This window comes from Polynucleobacter sp. UB-Tiil-W10 (assembly GCF_018881605.1).
Classification (GTDB): Bacteria; Pseudomonadota; Gammaproteobacteria; order Burkholderiales; family Burkholderiaceae; genus Polynucleobacter.
In genome coordinates, this window is the sequence record NZ_JACVPZ010000001.1 from 764,635 (window position 1) to 785,200 (window position 20,566).

At 45.6% G+C, this 20,566-nt stretch carries 18 protein-coding genes and 1 riboswitch; of the genes, 5 read left to right on the plus strand and 13 right to left on the minus strand.

The features are described 5' to 3' along the window. Positions 1-125: 125 nt before the first annotated feature. From ICN33_RS03830 to ICN33_RS03855, 6 genes are all read right to left on the minus strand, one after another. A complete protein-coding gene (locus ICN33_RS03830; RefSeq protein ID WP_255530634.1) occupies positions 126-1,676 on the minus strand; it encodes an efflux transporter outer membrane subunit in 1,551 nt (516 codons plus the stop codon). 117 nt (positions 1,677-1,793) lie between these two features. After that, on the minus strand, positions 1,794-3,626 hold the full coding sequence (gene glmS / locus ICN33_RS03835) for a glutamine--fructose-6-phosphate transaminase (isomerizing) (RefSeq protein WP_216194713.1): 1,833 nt from the start codon (positions 3,624-3,626) through the stop codon (positions 1,794-1,796). Further along, entirely contained in the window at positions 3,626-5,131 is a 1,506-nt protein-coding gene (gene glmU, locus ICN33_RS03840; protein ID WP_216194715.1) for a bifunctional UDP-N-acetylglucosamine diphosphorylase/glucosamine-1-phosphate N-acetyltransferase GlmU, read from the minus strand. Before glmU ends, glmS begins: the two co-directional genes overlap by 1 nt. Further along, positions 5,128-6,036: a tRNA 2-thiocytidine(32) synthetase TtcA gene (gene ttcA, locus ICN33_RS03845; RefSeq protein ID WP_216194716.1), complete on the minus strand. Its 909-nt coding sequence runs from the start codon at positions 6,034-6,036 to the stop codon at positions 5,128-5,130. Before ttcA ends, glmU begins: the two co-directional genes overlap by 4 nt. A gap of 26 nt (positions 6,037-6,062) precedes the next feature. Further along, positions 6,063-6,458 carry a dihydroneopterin aldolase gene (locus ICN33_RS03850; protein ID WP_216194717.1) on the minus strand — a complete coding sequence of 132 codons (396 nt, stop codon included), beginning with the start codon at positions 6,456-6,458 and terminating at the stop codon, positions 6,063-6,065. Between the two features lie 23 nt (positions 6,459-6,481). Then, positions 6,482-7,291, minus strand: coding sequence for an SDR family oxidoreductase (locus ICN33_RS03855; protein ID WP_216194720.1), 810 nt, complete (start codon positions 7,289-7,291; stop codon positions 6,482-6,484). A 25-nt stretch (positions 7,292-7,316) separates the two neighbouring features. Here ICN33_RS03855 and ICN33_RS03860 point away from each other — a divergent pair, with 25 nt between their 5' ends. Further along, entirely contained in the window at positions 7,317-8,504 is a 1,188-nt protein-coding gene (locus ICN33_RS03860) for a class I SAM-dependent methyltransferase (RefSeq protein ID WP_216194721.1), read from the plus strand. An 8-nt stretch (positions 8,505-8,512) separates the two neighbouring features. On the opposite strand, the gene ICN33_RS03865 is transcribed toward ICN33_RS03860, so the two are convergent. The 3 genes from ICN33_RS03865 to ICN33_RS03875 are packed head-to-tail and all read right to left on the minus strand — an operon-like array spanning position 8,513 to position 12,546. Continuing rightward, positions 8,513-9,643: a polynucleotide adenylyltransferase gene (locus ICN33_RS03865; RefSeq protein ID WP_216194723.1), complete on the minus strand. Its 1,131-nt coding sequence runs from the start codon at positions 9,641-9,643 to the stop codon at positions 8,513-8,515. Next, the gene (locus tag ICN33_RS03870) at positions 9,643-10,551 is read right to left on the minus strand and encodes a complex I NDUFA9 subunit family protein (protein WP_216194725.1); all 909 of its coding nucleotides are present in this window, start codon (positions 10,549-10,551) and stop codon (positions 9,643-9,645) included. Before ICN33_RS03870 ends, ICN33_RS03865 begins: the two co-directional genes overlap by 1 nt. 36 nt (positions 10,552-10,587) lie before the next feature. Beyond that, the gene (locus ICN33_RS03875) at positions 10,588-12,546 is read right to left on the minus strand and encodes a lytic transglycosylase domain-containing protein (RefSeq protein ID WP_216194728.1); all 1,959 of its coding nucleotides are present in this window, start codon (positions 12,544-12,546) and stop codon (positions 10,588-10,590) included. Between the two features lie 93 nt (positions 12,547-12,639). Here ICN33_RS03875 and ICN33_RS03880 point away from each other — a divergent pair, with 93 nt between their 5' ends. Continuing rightward, positions 12,640-13,257, plus strand: coding sequence for a 5-formyltetrahydrofolate cyclo-ligase (locus ICN33_RS03880; RefSeq protein WP_255530635.1), 618 nt, complete (start codon positions 12,640-12,642; stop codon positions 13,255-13,257). A gap of 11 nt (positions 13,258-13,268) precedes the next feature. Here the strand turns inward: ICN33_RS03880 and metF are convergent, their stop codons facing one another. The 3 genes from metF to metK all read right to left on the minus strand — a co-directional run bounded on the left by metF (position 13,269) and on the right by metK (position 16,995). Beyond that, positions 13,269-14,111 (minus strand): methylenetetrahydrofolate reductase [NAD(P)H], encoded by an 843-nt coding sequence (gene metF / locus ICN33_RS03885; RefSeq protein ID WP_216194733.1) that lies wholly within the window; start codon positions 14,109-14,111, stop codon positions 13,269-13,271. Positions 14,112-14,148: 37 nt separating this feature from the next. Next, positions 14,149-15,594 (minus strand): adenosylhomocysteinase, encoded by a 1,446-nt coding sequence (ahcY, locus tag ICN33_RS03890; protein ID WP_216194736.1) that lies wholly within the window; start codon positions 15,592-15,594, stop codon positions 14,149-14,151. 61 nt (positions 15,595-15,655) lie between these two features. After that, positions 15,656-15,761, minus strand: a riboswitch (S-adenosyl-L-homocysteine riboswitch). 67 nt (positions 15,762-15,828) lie between these two features. Further along, positions 15,829-16,995, minus strand: a complete 1,167-nt coding sequence (gene metK, locus ICN33_RS03895) for a methionine adenosyltransferase (RefSeq protein ID WP_216194737.1) — start codon at positions 16,993-16,995, stop codon at positions 15,829-15,831. A 204-nt stretch (positions 16,996-17,199) separates the two neighbouring features. On the opposite strand from metK, the gene ICN33_RS03900 reads away from it, so the two are divergent. The 3 genes from ICN33_RS03900 to dapF are packed head-to-tail and all read left to right on the plus strand — an operon-like array spanning position 17,200 to position 19,897. Next, positions 17,200-18,060, plus strand: a complete 861-nt coding sequence (locus ICN33_RS03900; RefSeq protein WP_370623217.1) for a lysophospholipid acyltransferase family protein — start codon at positions 17,200-17,202, stop codon at positions 18,058-18,060. Between the two features lie 23 nt (positions 18,061-18,083). Further along, complete coding sequence (locus ICN33_RS03905) at positions 18,084-18,983, plus strand: lipid A biosynthesis acyltransferase (RefSeq protein WP_216194739.1); 900 nt, start codon at positions 18,084-18,086, stop codon at positions 18,981-18,983. A 59-nt stretch (positions 18,984-19,042) separates the two neighbouring features. After that, complete coding sequence (gene dapF / locus ICN33_RS03910; RefSeq protein ID WP_216196538.1) at positions 19,043-19,897, plus strand: diaminopimelate epimerase; 855 nt, start codon at positions 19,043-19,045, stop codon at positions 19,895-19,897. On the opposite strand, the gene pyrE is transcribed toward dapF, so the two are convergent. Further along, the gene (pyrE, locus tag ICN33_RS03915) at positions 19,894-20,562 is read right to left on the minus strand and encodes an orotate phosphoribosyltransferase (protein WP_216194741.1); all 669 of its coding nucleotides are present in this window, start codon (positions 20,560-20,562) and stop codon (positions 19,894-19,896) included. The two genes, dapF and pyrE, sit on opposite strands and share 4 nt — an antisense overlap. Positions 20,563-20,566 lie beyond the last annotated feature (4 nt).

A 20,566-nucleotide genomic window follows, 5' to 3' on the forward strand; every position in this document is an offset into this window, starting at 1 on the left:
CCATGCGCGCCCAAAAAGCTTTGATCTTTCCCCAAAGAGCAATTGCCCTCTCGCGCAATTTCCATTCAATTGCTTTACGTTGCATCCATGCCCACATGGCAAGAAACAAAGCAATTAGCTTGTTCTTAATTTTTTCCAGAAGTTTCATTTTGATCTTTGTTCGCTATGTCTTTTGGTTTAAAAGCAGGGCCTTCGCGATTCCACCAGCCGCCGCCGAGTGCTGCAAATAATGCTGCCGTATCCGAGAAGCGAGTAGCTTGTGCTGCAACGGATTTCACTTTTGCTTGTTGATACTGATTTTGGTAATAGAGCACAGCCAGATAACTCGCTGTGCCAAGCTTATATTGCTGCTGCACTAAATCCAAAGTCTCAAAGGCGTAACGCTCTGCGTCAGATGCCGCCTTGAGTGCTTGCGCACCAGTCTCTAATGCACGCAATGCATTTGCCACTTCCTGAAATGCATTTAAGACTGTAGCCTGATATTGAAAAGCCGCCAGCTCATAATTAGCAATCGCGCCACGACGCTGCGCCAATAACTGCCCACCCTGGAACAAAGGCTGCAAGATGCCACCACCCAAAGTCCATAAGGCAGAGTTAGGGCCAAACAATCCGTTGGAGGTTAATGAAGCAGCACCAATGGATCCGGTGATATTAAATTGTGGCAATAAGTTCGCTGTTGCAACACCCACAAAAGCATTCTGCGCCTTTAGCTGAGCTTCGGCGGCACGCACATCAGGACGTTGACGCACTAAGCTAGATGGGACTGATAGGGGCAGCTTTTCTGGTAGATGCAAATTTGTGAGATCAAACTTTGCAATATTGGCATTGCTTGGAATTTCTCCAACCAGTACTGCTAACTGATTGCGTGCAAATGCAAGATTACGTTCGTAGTTAAAGAGATCTACTTGAGAATTGGACACCAAGGTTCGCTGTGAAGTGACATCCACCTTAGAAACCGTACCAATAATCAACTGCTTCTCAGTAACCTCGGCAAGATTGGTTTGAGCCTTCAGGATTTCCTCGGTGGCTTGCATCTGTGCACGCAGGGCAGCCTCTTTAACAGCGCTCGTCACTACGTTAGCAGTTAGTGAAAGATAGGCGCCCTCTAACTGAAACTGCGCAACTTCTGCTTGTGCGCGCGCACCTTCAACCGCCCTTCGAGCCCCACCAAACACATCTAACTTATACGTTACATTGACTGTAGCGTTATATAGGTTATACGTATCAGTTCCGTAGTTCATGCCATAAACGGCTGAAGGCTGTTTCTGTCTTATTGCATTTGCACCAACGCCAATTGCAGGAAAGTACTGCCCACCAATTTGTGCGTTGACATTTTCTTGCGCTGCACGCAATGCCGCATCAGCTGCACCTAAATTCGGATTCTGCTCAAGCGCCTTTTTAATCAACGCATCGAGTTCGGGAGATTTATAGAGCTCCCACCACTGCGCTTCAATATCCGCGCCCTCAACAAACTCTTGATCGCCGCCTCCGGGAACCCCGGGGGCAGTAGTGAGTTTCTTTGACAGAGTAGTTTCTGTATAAGTAGAGGTCTTCGGAGCCTCAGGTTGCTTAAAGTCCGGCCCAACAGCACACGCAGAAAGTGTGCCCGCACAAATTAGTGCAAGCAAATACAAACGGCGAAGCGGAGAGATCGACAGAAACATGGGTTGCAACAAATATCCTCTTTTACAAGAGTTATTTGAACACAAAAAAGCAACTAGGGCTTCGTAAAGCCCTGATTTATCTACTGAAATTTGTTCACAAATTAAGGCGAATGTCAAACGGGCGAAAATTTATTCAACCGTAACACTCTTTGCTAGATTTCTAGGCTTATCAACATCAGTTCCGCGTGCACAGGCTGTGTGATAAGCCAATAGCTGCAGAGGAACTACATGCAAGATCGGCGAGAGATTTCCGTAGTGCTCAGGTAGCTTAATTACATTGATGCCTTCGCTACTGGAAATGTTAGCCCCTTGATCAGCAAATACGTAAAGCTTGCCACCACGTGCTTTTACTTCTTGCATGTTGGACTTAAGCTTTTCCAATAGAACATCATTAGGCGCAACGGTAACTACAGGCATCTTATCTGTAACCAAAGCTAGTGGTCCATGCTTTAACTCTCCAGCTGGATAAGCTTCAGCATGAATATAAGAAATCTCTTTTAGCTTTAATGCACCTTCAAGTGCAATTGGATAGTGCATTCCGCGACCAAGGAACAGCGCATTCTCACACTTAGCAAAAGCGTCGCTCCAAGCAATAATTTGTGGCTCAAGAGCAAGGACTGCATGAAGCGCCTTTGGTAGGTGGCGCAATTCACGGAGCAACTCTTTTTCTTTTTCAGAAGAAATCCTGCCATTGCGCTTAGCAATCGAAACAGCTAAGAGATAGAGCGCTAAAAGCTGTGTTGTAAATGCCTTGGTAGAGGCAACCCCAATTTCAGCGCCAGCCTTGGTTAAGAAATGCCAATCGGTTTCACGAACCATCGCACTACTTGCCACATTACAAATAGCCAAGGTATATCGATGACCAAGACTCTTAGCATGACGTAATGCGGCCAAGGTATCAGCTGTCTCACCGGATTGTGAAACAACCACAATCAATGTTTTTGGATTTGGCACAGTAGTGCGATAGCGATACTCACTCGCAATCTCTACTTGTGTTGGAATGCCTGCAATCTCTTCTAACCAATACTTGGCAACGCATGCAGAGTAGTAACTCGTCCCACAGGCCAATATTAAAATTTGATCAAATGCTTGCCAGTCTTCTGACTTGGCCTCAAATAAACCTGGGCCAAATTCAGCGATGTTGGCAAGCGTGTCGCCAATTGCTCTAGGCTGCTCAAAAATCTCTTTTTGCATGTAATGCTGATACGGGCCTAGATCAACCGAGTCAGCTTGTGCTGGCATCGGCTTAAGCTCTCTTTGCACAGTCTTGCCTGCTTGATCAATTATTTCAACAGCATCAGCTTTAAGAATGGCGACATCGCCCTCCTCCAAATACATCATGGAATGAGCACGCCCTGCCAAAGCCAACGCATCAGAAGCCAAGAAGTGCTCATGATCACCTATAGCAACCACCAGCGGAGATCCAACACGAGCACCCACTAGAGTGCTTGGATTATCTTGAGCGATCACACCAATAGCATATGCGCCATGTAGTTTAGGCAATACTGCCCTTACAGAAGATGCAATATCTTTTTGTCCACTAGCTACATATTGCTGATGGACCAAATGGGCAATCACTTCTGTATCTGTCTCAGACATAAACTCATAGCCAGCCGCTTTTAATTCTGCGCGCAGAGTTTCATAGTTTTCAATAATGCCGTTATGTACAACTGCAATTAAGCCACCAGAAATATGAGGGTGTGCATTTTGTGTATCTGGCTTGCCATGAGTAGCCCAGCGAGTATGAGCGATACCTAATGTGCCGAAAAAATCTTTTCCTTGTTCGCCCAATTCTGCAACACGGGCCGTGGTGCGAGCACGCTCAATAGGATGTTTTGCATCATCGCCATTGATTACTGCAAAGCCGCAAGAGTCATAACCCCTATACTCTAGACGGCGTAAGCCTTCGACCAAAACATCAACAATATTTTCATGGGAGGCTGCACCAACAATACCGCACATTATTTTTTAGCCTTTGCAGTTTTCTTGGTTGCAATTTTCTTAGTAGAAACTTTTTTAACAGTTGACTTTTTTGTTGGCGCTTTTTTAGTAATAATCTTTTTTTCCTGCTTCACAGGGCGCTGCCACTGCATTGAAATTTGCTTTGCTCTAGATACGGTCAACTGATTAGCGGGCGCATCTTTCGTCAGAGTTGTTCCCGCGCCCAATGTAGCGCCGCGACCAACGCGCACAGGTGCAACTAACTGTGTATCGGATCCAATAAAAACATCATCTTCAATAATGGTCTGGTGTTTATTAACACCGTCGTAGTTGCAAGTGATGGTGCCAGCGCCAATATTGACTCTTGAACCAACAATAGAATCGCCGACATAAGCCAAGTGATTTGCTTTGCTATTAGCAGCAATTTTGCTGTTCTTCACTTCTACAAAATTACCAATATGCACATCGTTTGATAAATCCGCACCCGGACGCAAACGTGCATAAGGACCAATTACCGATTGAGCACCAACTTTTGCACCCTCTATATGGCTGTATGCATGAATAGCAACACCCTTACCAACCACACTATTGCGAATCACGCAATACGGACCAATCTTTGTGCCAGCATCCAACGTGACACAACCTTCAAATACACAACCGACATCAATTGATACATCAGTGCCACACTCCAGGGTGCCGCGCACATCGATACGCGCCGGATCCGCAAGAGATACTCCTGCATCCATTAATTGGTTGGCAATATTCAGTTGGTGCGTGCGCTCTAACGCTGCCAATTGATCGCGACTATTAACGCCAACCGTTTCACACTCATCATCGGCTTGTGTTGTACGAATCGGAACGCCATCTTTGACGGCCATAGCAATCACATCAGTCAAGTAATACTCACCCTGTGCATTGCTGGCACGTAAAGCCTTGAGCCATTTCTTCAATGAGCTCGTTGGTAGCACCATGATGCCGGTATTAATTTCTTGAATTGCTATTTGCGCTGGCGTTGCGTCCTTCTCTTCAACGATCCCTGTGACAGAGCCATCAGCATCACGCACGATCCGGCCATAACCAATTGGGTTGCGCAGATTCTGTGTCAACAAAGCCAAAGCAGAATCTTGCCCCCTCACCCCATCAGCTAATTTAACTAATTTAGTAAGCGTCTTCTTCGTAATAAGGGGCACATCCCCATACAAAACTAAGGTTGGCTCTTGCACATCTAGTTTTGGCAAGGCCTGAAGAAGAGCATGGCCCGTACCCTTTTGCTCTGCCTGAAGCGCAGTTGTTACCTTACTAAAGCTTGGGTCTTCCTTGCTTGTATTTAACAAGAATGTTTTTACGTCTGCTGCTCCATGACCAACTACAACTACAGGTCCATTTTTAGCCTGCTTACCCTGCAGTGATAGAGCCGTACTAAGAACATGTTGAAGCAGGGGTTTGCCTGCTAAAGTTTGCAGGACCTTGGGCAGCGCGGATTTCATCCGCTTTCCTTGCCCAGCAGCCAAAATGACGATATTCATAGAGGGGGATTATAAATCCCTTGAATCATGGTTCCGCAGGCTAATTCGTCCAATTCGGCCTCATCAATTGCCTTGTCCCCAGACGATCGGGCAGCAATACCCGATAACTCAGTGGAAATCTCTAGGTTTTTGAAATCAAAGGCTTCTCCATCCATTAAATGGGATGGCACGATGTGATGCATAGATCGGAATAAGTTCTCGACCCGTCCCGGATGCTTCTTTTCCCACTCACGCAGCATTTCTTTCATAACTTGACGCTGTAGATTGGGCTGACTTCCACACAAATCACATGGGATGATGGGGAAGTTCATGTCCGTCGCATAGCGCTCAAGCAATTTTTCAGGAACATAAGCAAGTGGGCGAATCACAATATGTTTGCCATCATCCGAGCGTAGTTTTGGCGGCATAGCTTTTAGCTTGCCCGCATAAAACATATTGAGCATCAAGGTCTCTAGAATGTCATCGCGGTGATGACCTAAGGCAATCTTCGTTGCGCCCAACTCATCTGCTACACGATACAAAATACCGCGACGCAATCTTGAGCACAACCCACAAGTAGTTTTACCCTCAGGAATTACGCGCTTCACAATGCTGTAAGTATCTTGTTCTTCGATGTGATATTGAATCCCTAAACTCTTTAAATAATTAGGGAGTATTTCTGCTGGGAAATTAGGCTGTTTCTGATCTAAGTTCACCGCAACAATTTCAAAATGAATCGGAGCACGTTCACGTAACTTCATCAGAATATCGAGCATGGCATAACTATCTTTGCCACCTGATACACAAACCATCACCCTGTCACCATCCTCAATCATGCCAAAGTCACCAATAGCTTGGCCCACTAAGCGACAGAGTTTTTTCTCCAACTTGTTTTCTTCGAAGACAACTTTACGAATATCACCCATAAGAGTTCTTTTCTAAACTTTATTAATCAAGAAGTCTTAATACGAAATACTTCAACGCCTACTGAGTGGCAGTCGGGATAGACATCAGGCTTTGCTGTGCTAACACGTGCAGCTAATACTTTCGGGTGAAGCAGCATTGCCGTCACGATGTCGTCACAAAAGGTTTCCTGCAAATGAATATGCCCCTGTGAAGCCCTGGCCTTAATGGTCTCACGCATAAAGTCGTAATCCACCACTTCGTCCAACTGATCGTTAGTTGGGGTATTCATTCCCATCGGAATATATAAATCCACATTGAGAATAACCCGTTGCTCTGCTTTTTTCTCAAAGTCATGAACACCAATGTTGATATAGATCTCATAGTCGCGAAGGAATAAACGGCGACAGTCAACAAGAGCAGGATGAGAAAGAATAGCGTGCATAAATATTTGCTTTTTAAAAATACTTAATTGGTTTTGAACATCACATCACGTGATGATGGCAATAAATGCTGTCCACCATCTACATATAAGGTGGTTCCAGTAATGGCGCTAGATTCGGCTAAAAATACTGCTGCCTTCGCAATATCTGTGGGCGTTGAAGATTTTCCTAGTGGCGTCATTTGATGCGCTTTGGAAAAACCATCACTTGTTTGATCGCCTGACGGTAAAGAGATTCCTGGCGCCAATCCAATTAACCGCAGATGTGGCGCGAAATCCATAGCTAGCAATTCAACCGAAGAAAGCAATGCCGCCTTAGACAATGTGTAAGACAAATAATCTGGATTGGGATTAATCAATTTTTGATCTAACAAATGAATTACTGCTGGAATTACTTCTGATTTGTTTGGCTTATTCTTGTGATACTCAAACATGAGTTGAGACAACAAAATTGGCGCCGACAAATTGACCTGCATATGATCTTGCAAGCTTTTCGCACTGAATGGGGTCTTTGAATTTGCGCGGTCATATTCAAAGATAGATGCGCTATTTACTAGGCAACCTAAGCTGGGAAAGGCCTTGGCTACGGCTAAGAATAGGTCTTTAGTAGCGATTTCATTGGCTAAATCCGCCTGAAAGGCCTGAGCCTTGATCCCTAAATCCTGAAGCTCTTGAACGGTTTGGGCTGCCTCTTGGCCTGATCGCCCATAATGAACGGCAACATCCCAGCCCTGACGGGCAAACTGCAAGGCAATTTCTCGACCCAGACGCTTTGCGGCGCCAGTCACTAAAACTGCTTTTCCTTGCTGGGATGGAGGTGTTGAACTAGGGTTCAATTAAATTCTCTTAGACTAGCGAGCTATGGATATTACCTTGACCAGCCTTGAAACGGAGCATAGTGCCCTTCTAAGGGCCAAAATAGCCTCTCAAATCGCTTCAAAGGACGGCTGGCTCCCATTCTCTCGCTATATGGAGATGGCTTTATACGAGCCAGGAATGGGCTATTACAGCGCCGGCGCTCACAAACTAGGGGCTGGTGGCGACTTTACTACCGCACCAGAATTAAGCCCCCTTTTTGGCGCAGCCATTTGCTCCACCCTTCTGCCCGTGCTTGAGGGGCTTCGGGAAAAAGGCATTCCCACTCAAATCTTGGAGTTTGGGGCCGGCACAGGAAAACTCGCCACATCGATACTCGCCCGCCTCAATGATCTTGGATTTCATTTGGACCGTTACGACATCATTGAAATTTCACCTGACTTAGCCCAGCGACAACAAGAAAAAATTGGGGGTCTTCTTCAGCAACTCAATCTCAAAATTCAATGTAACTGGTTAACTGAATTACCCCAAAATTTCAAAGGCATCATTCTGGCGAATGAAGTGATTGATGCCATACCTTGCGATGCCATCATTTATCAAAATGGATTTTGGTATTGGTATGGTGTAGCTTACGAGAATGACAAACTCATTTGGAAATTAGGTTCTCCAGTAGAACAACCATTGCTTCCTGAAAGCCTTCTTGATGGTAATTTCTCAGAAGGCTACATCACTGAACTGCACACGCCAGCAAATGCATGGATGCAACAAGTTGCCAAGCATTTAGAAACTGGCCTGTTTCTCACGTTTGACTATGGCTTTCCTGAAAGCGAGTACTACCACCCACAAAGGCTTGAGGGCACCCTGATGGCCCATCATCGCCATCATGCGATTCAAGATCCATTCTATCTTCCTGGTCTTTGCGATTTAACAACGCACGTTGAGTGGTCACAAATTGCTCGTAGTGCTTTAACTGAAAATGCAGATGATGTATATCTCACCAATCAAGCCGCCTATCTACTGGATGCTGGCATTGGTGACATTGCTTTAGAAATTGGTGACCCTAGTGACCCAGAAAAATTTCTACCGATTTCCAACTCATTGCAAAAGTTATTGTCTGAGGCAGAGATGGGCGAACTCTTTAAGGTCTTTGCGTTTTCTAAGAAATTAGAAGACCTACTGCCAGACTATGTTCTGGAGGATCTACCGGGCCTACGGGGTAGAAATAAACTGTAAAAGTTTAATTAAGCCTCTAAGGCTGCGGTAATCGCAGACAGCCTAGCAGACTCAAATGCACTGCCAATTCGCTCACCATTGGATCGATCTTCCGCAGCGACGCCAGCAATAATTTCTGCAGTATTGATTGCTTGTGTGGCGCGCATTGCGTTGATCAAGGGCGAAACAGGCATTCTCAATTTTTCTGCAAGCTTCAAAAGTGCTTGCGCTCGATCTGGCTTACGCCAAACATCCGCACGGTTAAACCAAGCTAAAACATCTACTGCCCGATAAGAGGTATTCAGATACTTCTTTACCAAGATCCGAAGATCGCTGAAAATTTCACTAAAATCTCGCACTTCAATTGGCATGCGAACACACTCAGCCCATGAACGAATTGCACTGGCAGGCAGATCCATCAAGGTAATTGCACAGCGCTCTTCAATGCTATTTCCAATCAATACAAAATGTGTGATCAATTCCTCGCGAAACAGCTCCTCAGATAGCTTGGCGGTTAACGCAGACGGCAATATGGTGTTGGCAGCGCCAGTGTTTAACAGAACTTGAAATAAATGCATGGGCTTGGAAGCAACTAAGCCCCTGGCTAACTCCTGCCAAATACGCTCTGCTGATAATGCGTTTAATTCCCCCGAGCGAACAATCGCCTTTAAGGCGATAAGTGTTTCATCAGCAACGCTAAATTCTGGAAAACGTGCAGAGAATCGAGCAATTCGCAATAAGCGCAATGGGTCCTCTGCAAAAGCATCTGACACATGACGAAATACTTTGGCAGCCAAATCTTCTTGGCCGTTATAGGGATCAATAATCGGGCCGAACTGCTTTCCATCGGCGCCTACCTCTTGCGCCATTGCATTGATTGTTAAATCACGACGCTCTAAGTCTTGCTCGAGTGTTACGGAAGGATCGGCGTAAAAATAAAAGCCTTTATAACCCTGGCCAGTTTTACGCTCAGTACGTGCAAGCGCATATTCTGCTTGCGTCTCTGGATGTAGAAATACAGGGAAGTCTTTACCAACGGGACGAAAGCCCTTAGCCAACATCTCTTCTACGCTTGAGCCCACCACAACATAATCAATGTCGTTTACAGGCAAACCCATGAGGGTGTCCCTGATGGCGCCACCCACTGCGTAGATTTTCATTACTGCATACCCTCTAGGGTGCGGCGACTCATTTTGAATACTTCCGTCAACGCATCAACACCATTTGCTGGCAAGATATTAGGCAATTGCATGGAGGCAATATTGTCACGTGACATCAATGTTGGGCCCGGCAGAAATTCAAATGCTAATGCTTGTAGATAGCCCACAAAGGCTGGCACAGGAATAATGACACAAGACGTTTTTGCCTTACGTGCCGCAAACTCAACAATCTCTTTCATGGTGTAAACCGTTGGGCCCACTAAGTCATAAGACTGATGAATCGTTTGGGGCATTAATAAAGATTTAACAAATGCAGTCGCAACATCATCCACACTAACAGGCTGGAACTGCGCTTGATAATTTGCCAGGGGCATCGCTGGAAAAATCTTAGTCAATTTAGAAAACAGGTTAATAAACTGATCTTGCGCACCAAAGATGACTGAAGGCCTAAAGATGGTCCAGTCCAAATTACTTGCTCTCACAGCAGCTTCGCCATCGCCTTTGCTACGCTGATACATAGACGGGCCCTGAGAATCTGCTCCTAAGGCACTCATATGTAAGTAGCGTTTTAAGCCATGCAATTGCATCGCAGTAATAATATTTTTTGGCAGTTCCACATGCGCAGCCTTAAATACTTTTCCATATGGCTTGGCTGGCTTGTCGTGCAGCACCCCAACTAAATTAATCACAGCACCATTTGGCTTAATACGCCCACAAAGACTCTGCAGCTCATCAAACTCATGAATATTAGCCTCTTCAACATGTACTTTAGGCAGCATGCGTAGTTCACGTGCGGCTATTAAATGGCTAGTAGGAACCAATACAGAATATCCAGCTAGCTGAAGTTGCGCAGCAATCACTCGCCCCACAAATCCGTTACCACCGATCAAAAGGATGTCATATTTCATGGGAAACTTTCTTTACTTTAGGCAGCAATGATTGGGTTAAGGAAGCTCAGATTGAGTTGCAGCCTTAGGTGTAATAACACCTAAGCGTTGCTTTAAAGATTGCGTCTGGCCGTTCATCACTGATGAATAGTAATTCGCATTAGAAAGGACATTCTTCACATATACGCGTGTCTCAGTAAACGGAATGGTTTCAGCAAAGATAGCGCCCTCTGTAGGGCCAGATAATTTCTCACGCCAAGCCTTTGAGCGAGAAGGTCCTGCGTTATAAGCCGCAGAAGCCAAAACCCAAGAACCATCCAGATCAATAAGAACCATATTTAAATAGTTGCTGCCCAATGTCAGATTGGTATTGGTATCGCTCAGCTTGTCATTGGTGTAATTTGTCATCCCAATTTTCTTGGCCACATACTTTGCCGTATTGGGCATCACCTGCATTAATCCTGATGCACCTACAGAAGATGCGGCATTCATAATGAAACGCGACTCTTGACGAATCAAGCCATAAGCCCAGGCAAGATTCAAATCAATTTGACGCGCAATGGGAGATAGCTCTTCTTTGTAAGGAGTTGGATAGCGCAAACTAAAGTCGTGCTCTTGTTTTGTACGATCAGCTGTATTGACGACCCGGTCATATAAGTTGATGCGCTTTGCATACTCTGCAGCAGCCAACAATTGCTTGTCGGTCATGTTACGTAATTCCCAATTCCATTCGCGATTACCTTCAAAGCGAAGATTCATGGCATATAAACGCTCGCCGCGAATAAAACCCTTGCGGCTCGCCATGGCATCAATCTCTTGCTCAGTCACTTTAGTTTTGGCGGGCGCGTGATTAGGTTTACCCAACTCTTCGCGTGCGAGCTGACCATAAAAGTTATATTGATCTGCAATTAACTCAAAACTATCTTTGGCTTTTGCATCTTGACCTTCGGCTTTTAGCGCCCGACCGTACCAATAAGTCCAAGCTGGATCTTTACTGCGCACGGTAGGATTCATGCCATCAATCGCATTTTTAACTAGGTCCCAATCTTTGGCACGCAAACCTGCACGTACTTTCCATTCCTGTGACTCCACTGAAAGGAGCTCGTTGTATCCAAGCTCTTGTTGTAGGCGGTATGCATCATCTGCATTAGGATCTAATTTCTTCGCTAAAAATTGTCCGATCACACCCCATGCAACAGCTTGATTCTCTTTGCTATAACGCGAAGCATTTTGAGAAAAATCACGATAGGCTTTGGCTGGATCAGCCTTAGCTGCTTTGACAATATCTGCAATAGGATCTTCGCCACCAAGGCGACGGGCCATTGAGTCAAAACCTTTTTCACTAGCAGCGCGGCCAATAGCTTTTGCCTCACTCGGAGACATACCGCCAGCAGCAACCAAAGATGGGACCAATTCTTGGCATGCTTGTCCAAAATAACTTGGATCCAACAATATCGCTCGAGAATCAATAGCCAATTTAGTTGGGTTTTCAGCTTGCGACAATTTGGATAATAAGGAGTAGCACTTCACTTGTGTATCGTCATCTAATACAAACTTGGCGTACTCCGCATCAAAACGCGCCCAGTCCTTACGCTTACCAAGCACCAAAAGCCAATCATTGCGCATACGGTCAGCCAGTGCCGTACCTTGATATTGATTTAAAAAAGCAACTACTTGGGAATCCGCACCATAGTCATTACGCGCCCCACCAGCGCTATCAAATAATTGCGGTTTGATGCGGAAGTAAGCTACATAGTCATCAAATGGGTAATTGGATAAATTAGATGACAGTTGCTGAGTACGGAATACATCATTCTTTTTTGCCGCCTCACGCAGATCGATAAACATACGATCAGTATCGGTAATTTCCGCTGGAGCAATCTTGCTTTCATAAGACTTCGGTAGAGCAGGTTTTTTCAGCTTTTCAGCAAAGCTACTGGACGCAATAAGGGCCAGGCCCAAAATCAGAATTTTGGCCCATTGAAGGTATTTGCTATTTACTATTGCAGACTTCATTCTTGCTATCTAACCCTATCTCTATTTGCAAGGCATTGTGCCCTGCAGCACTTGATTACTATATTCTTTAATTTTCGCCTGATAATGGTCGATATGCACGGTAATTCACCAAAAACTCTTCGCCAAGATTTATTAAAACAACGCAAAGAATTTACTTCTGGGAATAGCTACGCTTCTGCAAAAGCCGGCTTGATTGCAGGTATCAATCATTTTTTAGTCAATGAAGGCAAATCCATTCGCTCAATAGCGCTTTATTGGCCTATTCAAGATGAAATTGATTTACGTCCCGCCTTACTCAATTGGGCGAAGAATGATGCTGGGCGTAAATTAGCACTGCCTTATGCACGTGCCGATAAACACCTTGATTTTTTTGAGTGGCAAGAAGGGGATGCATTAATTCCAAGCGCACACGGCGTTCCTGAGCCTAGTCCAGAAAATACTGCCAGGCCACAACTCATTCCTGACTGCATCCTGATTCCCTGTGTAGGCTGGTCTAGCTCTATTGTGAGCGGTAAAGCGCACTACTGGCGACTAGGCTATGGTGGTGGATATTTTGATCGAACCCTAGCGCAACTCAGAAAAGACAATCCAAACCTCATTTGCATAGGGATTGGATTTGATTGGCAAAAATTAGATGATTCTCAATGGGCGGCCCAAACACATGATGAGCCTTTAGATTTAGTACTGACGGAGTCTGGTTTACTCCGCTAAATTAAGTATTGTTAAGTATTGGCTTTCGTTGTTAAGCCTAAGTTATCTGCAATTGCTAATACTGCATCGGCCTGATTCAGTGAATAGAAATGAATTCCTGGTGCGCCAACTGCTAGAAGTTGATCACATAAGTCGGTTACCACTTCTTCGCCAAATGCCCGAATAGAGGCGATGTCGTCGCCATAAGACTGAAGACGCAAACGAATCCAACGTGGAATCTCTGCGCCACATGCATCAGAGAATCTCAACAACTGACTACTATTTGTGATGGGCATAATGCCGGCGATGATGGGCTGCGTTACGCCGAGATCATAAGCTTCATCCACAAAGCGGAAATAAGCATCGCTGTTATAAAAATACTGAGTGACGGCAGAATTTGCGCCTGCCTTCATTTTTTGCACAAAGAAATCGACATCACTAGCAGGCGACTTTGCCTGTGGATGCATTTCGGGATAGGCGGCTACATCGATATGAAACCAATCACCTGTTTCTGCGCGAATAAATTCAACCAATTCGTTGGCATGATGAAACTCGCCATACTGACCCATGCCAGATGGCAAGTCACCACGCAAAGCCACAATACGCTTCACACCTAAAGCTTGATATTGCTTAAGCATCTCACGCACGCTTTCACGTGAGCTACCAACACAAGATAAGTGAGGAGCAACTGCTGCACCGGCAGCATGAATGTCGCTCACCACTTTTAATGTGCCTGATTGTGTAGAGCCACCGGCACCAAACGTCACAGAATAAAACGAGGGCGTGAGCGTTTCGGAAAACCGCTCACGCACCAGATGCAACTTACTCTCACCTTCAGGTGTTTTTGGAGGAAAGAATTCGACGCTTAATTCCATGATTTTGGGCCTAGATATCTATTGAACGGTGACTGGATTAATAACGATAGTGGTCGGCCTTGTATGGGCCTTCCTTCGTTACGCCAATATAAGAAGCTTGCTGATCTGACAACACAGTTAATTCTGCATTCAGAGTCTTGAGCTGTAAGCGAGCTACCTTCTCATCCAAATGCTTAGGCAAGGTGTAAACACCAATTGGGTATTTATCCGTACCTACTGCATTCCACAATTCAATTTGCGCAATTACTTGATTTGCAAATGAAGAGCTCATGACATAAGAAGGGTGACCTGTACCGCAACCCAGATTAACTAAACGACCTTTAGCCAAAATGATGATGCGCTTTTCAGGCTTGCCATTGGCGGCCGGGAAAATCACATGATCAACTTGTGGCTTGATTTCTTCCCATTTGTATTTTTCAATACCAGCAACATCGATCTCGTTATCAAAGTGGCCAATGTTACAAACGATGGCTTGATTCTTCATCTTTGCCATGTGGTCATGTGTAATCACGTGGTAGTTGCCGGTTGCAGAAACAAAGATATCGGCTTTATCAGCAGCGTAATCCATTGTTACAACACGGTAGCCTTCCATTGCAGCTTGCAATGCACAGATTGGATCTACTTCAGTAACCCAAACTTGAGCAGATAAGGCGCGCAATGCTTGAGCTGAGCCCTTACCCACGTCACCATAACCACAAACTACTGCAACCTTGCCAGCCACCATTACGTCAGTAGCACGCTTGATCGCATCTACCAAAGATTCACGGCAACCATAGAGGTTGTCAAATTTACTCTTAGTAACAGAGTCATTTACGTTAATTGCAGGGAACTTCAAATCACCCTTAGCAAACATTTGATATAAGCGATGTACGCCAGTAGTGGTTTCTTCTGTAACGCCCTTGACTTGCGCTAAGCGTGTTGAATACCAAGTTGGGTCTTGCGCCAATTTGTTCTTAATGGCTGCAAACAAAATAGTTTCTTCTTCGCTGGTAGGGTGATTCAAGCAAGCTTGATCTTTTTCAGCACGTGCACCAAGGTGCAATAGCAAAGTAGCGTCGCCACCGTCATCCAAAATCATATTGGTGTAGCCACCATCAGCCCACTCAAAAATGCGATGGGTAAAGTCCCAATACTGCTCAAGGGTTTCACCCTTGATTGCAAATACTGGTGTACCGTTGGCAGCGATTGCAGCAGCAGCATGGTCTTGTGTAGAGAAAATATTGCATGAAGCCCACTGCACTTCAGCACCGAGCGCCTCAAGTGTTTCGATCAACACCGCAGTTTGAATGGTCATATGCAATGAACCAGTAATGCGTGCACCACGCAATGGCTGTTGTGCCGCGAACTCATCACGAATAGCGATCAAGCCAGGCATCTCAGTTTCAGCGATCGCAATCTCTTTGCGGCCAAAGTCAGCCAAAGAGATATCAGCAATTGCGCAACGAGTTGCTACAAAATTATTTAAATCAGAAACGGTATTCATTAATGCTCCAGCTAAATACGATCCAATGCTGGAGTAGAAACTCGCTAGCCATTGAATCATGGGTTAGCGAGCGCGGTTGCAATTAGCAAACTCCGTTTAGGAGCCTACTCCCTTCAAGCCTGGGGAAGTGCTGGGTCTCAGCATTCCTTGCAACGCTCCTTGAAGGTATGCCGTAATTGTAAACAATTACGGCATATTTCGCCTCAATACACCTACAAACTGCGTATTTCCTGCTTACAGACCTGCTGCTGCACGTAATGCAGTCGCTTTGTCTGTTTGCTCCCAGGTAAATTCTGGCTCCTCACGACCAAAGTGGCCATAAGCAGCAGTCTTACGATAAATTGGACGCAAGAGGTTGAGCATCTTCACGATACCTTTTGGACGTAAGTCAAAGTGCTCAGATACCAATTGAGCGATCTTCTCGTCAGAAATCTTACCGGTGCCAAATGTGCTCACCATGACTGAAGTTGGTTTCGCAACACCAATAGCGTAAGAGATCTGAATCAAGCACTTGCTCGCTAAACCAGCAGCAACCACGTTCTTCGCAACATAACGACCAGCATATGCAGCAGAGCGGTCAACCTTAGAAGGATCTTTACCAGAGAAAGCGCCACCGCCATGAGGAGCTGCGCCACCGTAGGTATCCACAATAATTTTGCGGCCTGTTAAACCGCAATCGCCCTGTGGGCCGCCGATAACGAAACGACCGGTTGGATTAACCAAAAAGTTAATCGCGCCTTTGATCAAATGCTTAGGCAATACTGGTTTGATGATTTCTTCAATCACTGCTTCACGTAATTTCTCAAGGGAAATCTCTTCATCATGCTGAGTAGAGAGCACAACGGTATCGATAGAGTCAGGTTTGCCATCCACATAACGCAAAGTCACTTGTGACTTTGCATCAGGGCGCAACCAGTTCAAACGGCCATCGCGACGCAATTGTGATTGACGCTCAACCAAACGATGCGACAAGTGAATCGGCAAAGGCATAAGCTCTGCAGTTTCGTCACAAGCATAACCAAACATCAGGCCTTGGTCGCCAGCGCCTTGATCTAAGCCGTCATCATGAGCCTTATCAACGCCTTGAGCGATGTCAGGGCTTTGCTTGTCATAAGCAACCAACACTGCACAACCTTTGTAATCGATACCATAGTCAGTATTGTCGTAACCAATTTCACGCAAGGTATTGCGAGCCACCTGAATGTAATCAACGTTAGCGTTAGTAGTAATTTCACCAGCCAAAACTACCAAGCCGGTGTTACATAAAGTCTCTGCTGCAACGCGTGCAGTTGGATCTTGAGCCAAAATGGCATCCAAGATGGAATCAGAAATTTGATCTGCTACTTTATCGGGGTGACCTTCAGAAACGGATTCTGAGGTAAAGAAGTAATCGTTTGCCATTGCATATTCCTTTAAAAAATTAACACGATCATTGGGACAACTCGACGTGCCAGGAACAACAACGGCGACGCTTTAGCAGAATTTATGAATCGCCCTGCAAGTTGCCTTAACTCAGCGATAGTGAGATTTTATCCGAAAAATACCCAATTCAGCAAAGTAAGCTGAAATCCACACACTAAGAGCGGCATTGAATATCATTGGGGGGTGCGAAAACTCCTTCTCAAGCTCTGCCTTAGTGCTATTGCCGTACTTCCCCTTGCGCTCGTGCAGGTGATTGGGTCATTTTTAGGCATGCTGGCCTATGTTGGCTCAAAGCAATATCGCTCACTCTTTAGACCTCAATATGAAGCTGTAGTGCGTGTTCGAGGTCTGCCATTCAAGCTCTGGGAAGCAGTGCGCGCCTCCGGAATGCTGTTTTCAGATAGCTTATGGATTTGGCGTAACCCCCAAAAGGCGCTTGCATTGGTAGATGTTCAAAACTGGGATTTGGTAGAGACCGCCATTAACGAAGGTCATGGCTTAGTCATGCTGACCCCTCATCTCGGTGGCTTTGAGATCATTCCACGCGTACTTGCCCAGCATTTTCCAGCAACTATTCTCTATCGCCCCTCACGCCAAGAGTGGCTCAATGAGGTAGTAGAAGAAGGTCGCGCTTATCCCAATATGCATTTTGTGCCAACCAACCTCAATGGTGTGCGCCAAATGACTAGAGCGCTCACGCGAGGCGAAGCGATTGGCATTCTTCCAGATCAAGTACCCAGTGGAGGCGAAGGTGTTTGGGTTCCGTTCTTTGGGCGCCCCGCATACACAACACCATTACCAGCACGTCTTGCCAATCGAAACAACACTCCAGTAGTGATGTTTACCGCCAAACGCAAAGGCATTGGCAGGGGTTGGCTCATGCAGGCAACCCGTCTTGCCCCCCTGTCTGAGGATGCAAGCATTGCTGCTGCAGAACTCAATATTGCGATTGAAAATGCAGTGCTCGTCGCACCTGAACAATTCATTTGGTCATACAACCGCTATAAGCATCCCACTGGTGCAGAATTGCCTCCAAGCAATTAAATAAATTCGTTATCATTTTTGAAATGACCTGGTTACAAAACCTCTTCAATTTCTTAGCGCTCAGTATTTTGCGCCTCTTTGCCTTTCTGCCTTATACGATTACTGTCCATGTTGGCTATGCCTTAGGCTGGCTGGCTGCTCATATTCCAAATAGTCGTACCCACGTAGTAAAGACCAATTTACGTTTGTGCTTTCCTAATCTCAGTGAAAAAGAAATTGATCATCTGGCGATTGAGCACTGGAAATTATTTGGTCGTAGCGTATTAGAAAGAAGTCGCATCTGGCTTGGTAGTGGCAAACAAATTACCGGCATCGTCAAAATCGATTCAGCAATTACCTTAGGGGATCGCAAGCCACGCCTACTGATTAATCCACACTTTGTTGGGCTTGAAGGCGGCTTTATGGCCCTTTCAGTATTGGCTAACCAGCATGACTGGCCACGGGGTGCAGGTCTTTATCAAAACATGAAGAACCCCTTCTTCAATCAAAAAATGATTGAGTGGAGAAATCGCTTTGGCGGAAAGTCAATTGAGAGGCAAAGTCGCCTGCGCGATCTCATACGAGAAATTCAAACGGGTAACTTTATTTTCATTGCCCCTGATATTGACCTGGGACCTCGTGACTCGGTCTTTGTACCTTTCTTCGGCATCCAGACCAACACCATTACCTCTGTCTCACGACTAGCAAGACTCAGCGGGGCTGAAGTGTGTCTTATGACGACTACATTAAATAAAGACCGCAAAGGCTATACCTGCCATATCAGCGAGCCATTACCAAACTTTCCAAGTGATGATGTTGAAAAAGATACCGCTCGCATAAACCAATACATTGAGGAACTTGTTCGAGAAAGACCAGCAGAGTACTATTGGGTTCATAAGCGTTTTAAACATAGGCCTGAAGGCGAACCCAGCCTTTACGATTAAACGGAAATATTTTGAGCACCAATACAAACAACCCAGTACGCAAGCTACGCTTCACCAAAATGCATGGTGCTGGCAATGATTTCATTGTGCTCAACGGAATAGATCAAGATCTGAGTGACATTACCAAAGAACAATGGCAAGGTTTAGCCCATCGTCAATTTGGTATTGGTGCAGATCAAATTCTTCTAGTTGAAAAGGCAACGCGCCCAGATGCTGATTTTCGGTATCGCATTTTTAATGCCGATGGTGGCGAAGTAGAGCAATGTGGCAATGGCTCTCGTTGCTTTGTACGCTTTGTATTAGATCAAGGTCTATCCAGCAAGAATCCCTTACGAGTAGAGGTTGCGCATACCGTCCTTACACTCAAATCCCATGAAGATGGTCAGGTAGAGGTAAATATGGGTGCGCCAATTTTTGAACATAGCCATATTCCGTTTAATGCAAACGGCTTGGCAAGCCTTCAAGAATTTCAGGAAACTCTTTATGCACTTCCACTAAATCATCCTGCCACGCATGACACTTTGGTTGGAGTTCTTTCTATGGGCAATCCACATGCCGTGCAAGTGGTTGGCGATGTCGATAGCGCACCCGTCCTAGAAGAAGGTCCCGAGATTGAAAGGTTTGCCGCGTTTCCTAAAAAGGTAAACGTGGGCTACCTGCAAGTGATCAATCGCAATGAAATCAAATTACGCGTCTTTGAACGTGGCGCTGGCGAAACCTTAGCCTGCGGCACTGGTGCTTGTGCAGCCGTGGTTTCAGGTATCCGTAGGGGCTTACTAGATTCACCTGTAAAAGTACATACGCGCGGCGGAGACTTGCAAATTACTTGGGACGGCGTCTTAAATGATGTTGTTCAATCCGTCATCATGACTGGCCCTGCGGTCACCGTCTTCGAAGGCGAAACTACAATCTAAATGCCGTATTTTTCGCGGTAAGCTTTTACTGCAGGCAAATAGTTTGTTAGTTCAGCATCACTAGAAGAAGTTAAGAAAGACATTAAGCCAGCCAAGTTTGCAATCGTAATTACCGGCAAACCAAACTCTTGCTCTACCGCTTGAACTGCAGATTTATCTCCAATTTCTATCGCATTACCCGAGCGCTCCATACGATCTAGAGCAATGAGAACAGCTGCCGGCTCTGCACCCGCACCGCGAATCAAATCGACTGACTCTCTTACTGATGTGCCTGCTGAAATCACATCGTCAATAATGACAACTCGGCCCTGAACGGGAGCGCCAACCAACATGCCCCCTTCGCCGTGGTCTTTTGCCTCTTTACGGTTATAGGCATAAGGCACATTAATGCCGTTATCAGCCAAAGCGATAGCCGTAGCAGCCGCCAGTGTGATTCCTTTATAAGCCGGGCCATAAAGCATGTCGAACTGAACGCCCGACTCTTGTAAAGCTTTAGCGTAGTAGCGACCTAAGGCGCTTAAACGAGCACCATCATTAAATTCGCCGGCATTAAAGAAATAAGGCGAGAGTCTTCCCGCTTTAGTTTTAAACTCCCCGAAGGACAAAACCTTTGCCTCTAAGGCAAAACGAATAAAGTTATCTTGATTTGAATTATTTGAGCTCATAGGC

Bases quoted from the DNA above. Each gene is read 5' to 3' on its own strand.
- glmS (WP_216194713.1), bottom strand. From the start codon at position 3,626: ATGTGCGGTATTGTTGGTGCAGCCTCCCATGAAAATATTGTTGATGTT.
- glmU (WP_216194715.1), bottom strand. From the start codon at position 5,131: ATGAATATCGTCATTTTGGCTGCTGGGCAAGGAAAGCGGATGAAATCC.
- ttcA (WP_216194716.1), bottom strand. From the start codon at position 6,036: ATGGGTGATATTCGTAAAGTTGTCTTCGAAGAAAACAAGTTGGAGAAA.
- ICN33_RS03850 (WP_216194717.1), bottom strand. From the start codon at position 6,458: ATGCACGCTATTCTTTCTCATCCTGCTCTTGTTGACTGTCGCCGTTTA.
- ICN33_RS03860 (WP_216194721.1), top strand. From the start codon at position 7,317: ATGGATATTACCTTGACCAGCCTTGAAACGGAGCATAGTGCCCTTCTA.
- ICN33_RS03865 (WP_216194723.1), bottom strand. From the start codon at position 9,643: ATGAAAATCTACGCAGTGGGTGGCGCCATCAGGGACACCCTCATGGGT.
- ICN33_RS03870 (WP_216194725.1), bottom strand. From the start codon at position 10,551: ATGAAATATGACATCCTTTTGATCGGTGGTAACGGATTTGTGGGGCGA.
- ICN33_RS03875 (WP_216194728.1), bottom strand. From the start codon at position 12,546: ATGAAGTCTGCAATAGTAAATAGCAAATACCTTCAATGGGCCAAAATT.
- ICN33_RS03880 (WP_255530635.1), top strand. From the start codon at position 12,640: ATGCACGGTAATTCACCAAAAACTCTTCGCCAAGATTTATTAAAACAA.
- metF (WP_216194733.1), bottom strand. From the start codon at position 14,111: ATGGAATTAAGCGTCGAATTCTTTCCTCCAAAAACACCTGAAGGTGAG.
- ahcY (WP_216194736.1), bottom strand. From the start codon at position 15,594: ATGAATACCGTTTCTGATTTAAATAATTTTGTAGCAACTCGTTGCGCA.
- metK (WP_216194737.1), bottom strand. From the start codon at position 16,995: ATGGCAAACGATTACTTCTTTACCTCAGAATCCGTTTCTGAAGGTCAC.
- ICN33_RS03905 (WP_216194739.1), top strand. From the start codon at position 18,084: ATGACCTGGTTACAAAACCTCTTCAATTTCTTAGCGCTCAGTATTTTG.
- dapF (WP_216196538.1), top strand. From the start codon at position 19,043: ATGCATGGTGCTGGCAATGATTTCATTGTGCTCAACGGAATAGATCAA.
- pyrE (WP_216194741.1), bottom strand. From the start codon at position 20,562: ATGAGCTCAAATAATTCAAATCAAGATAACTTTATTCGTTTTGCCTTA.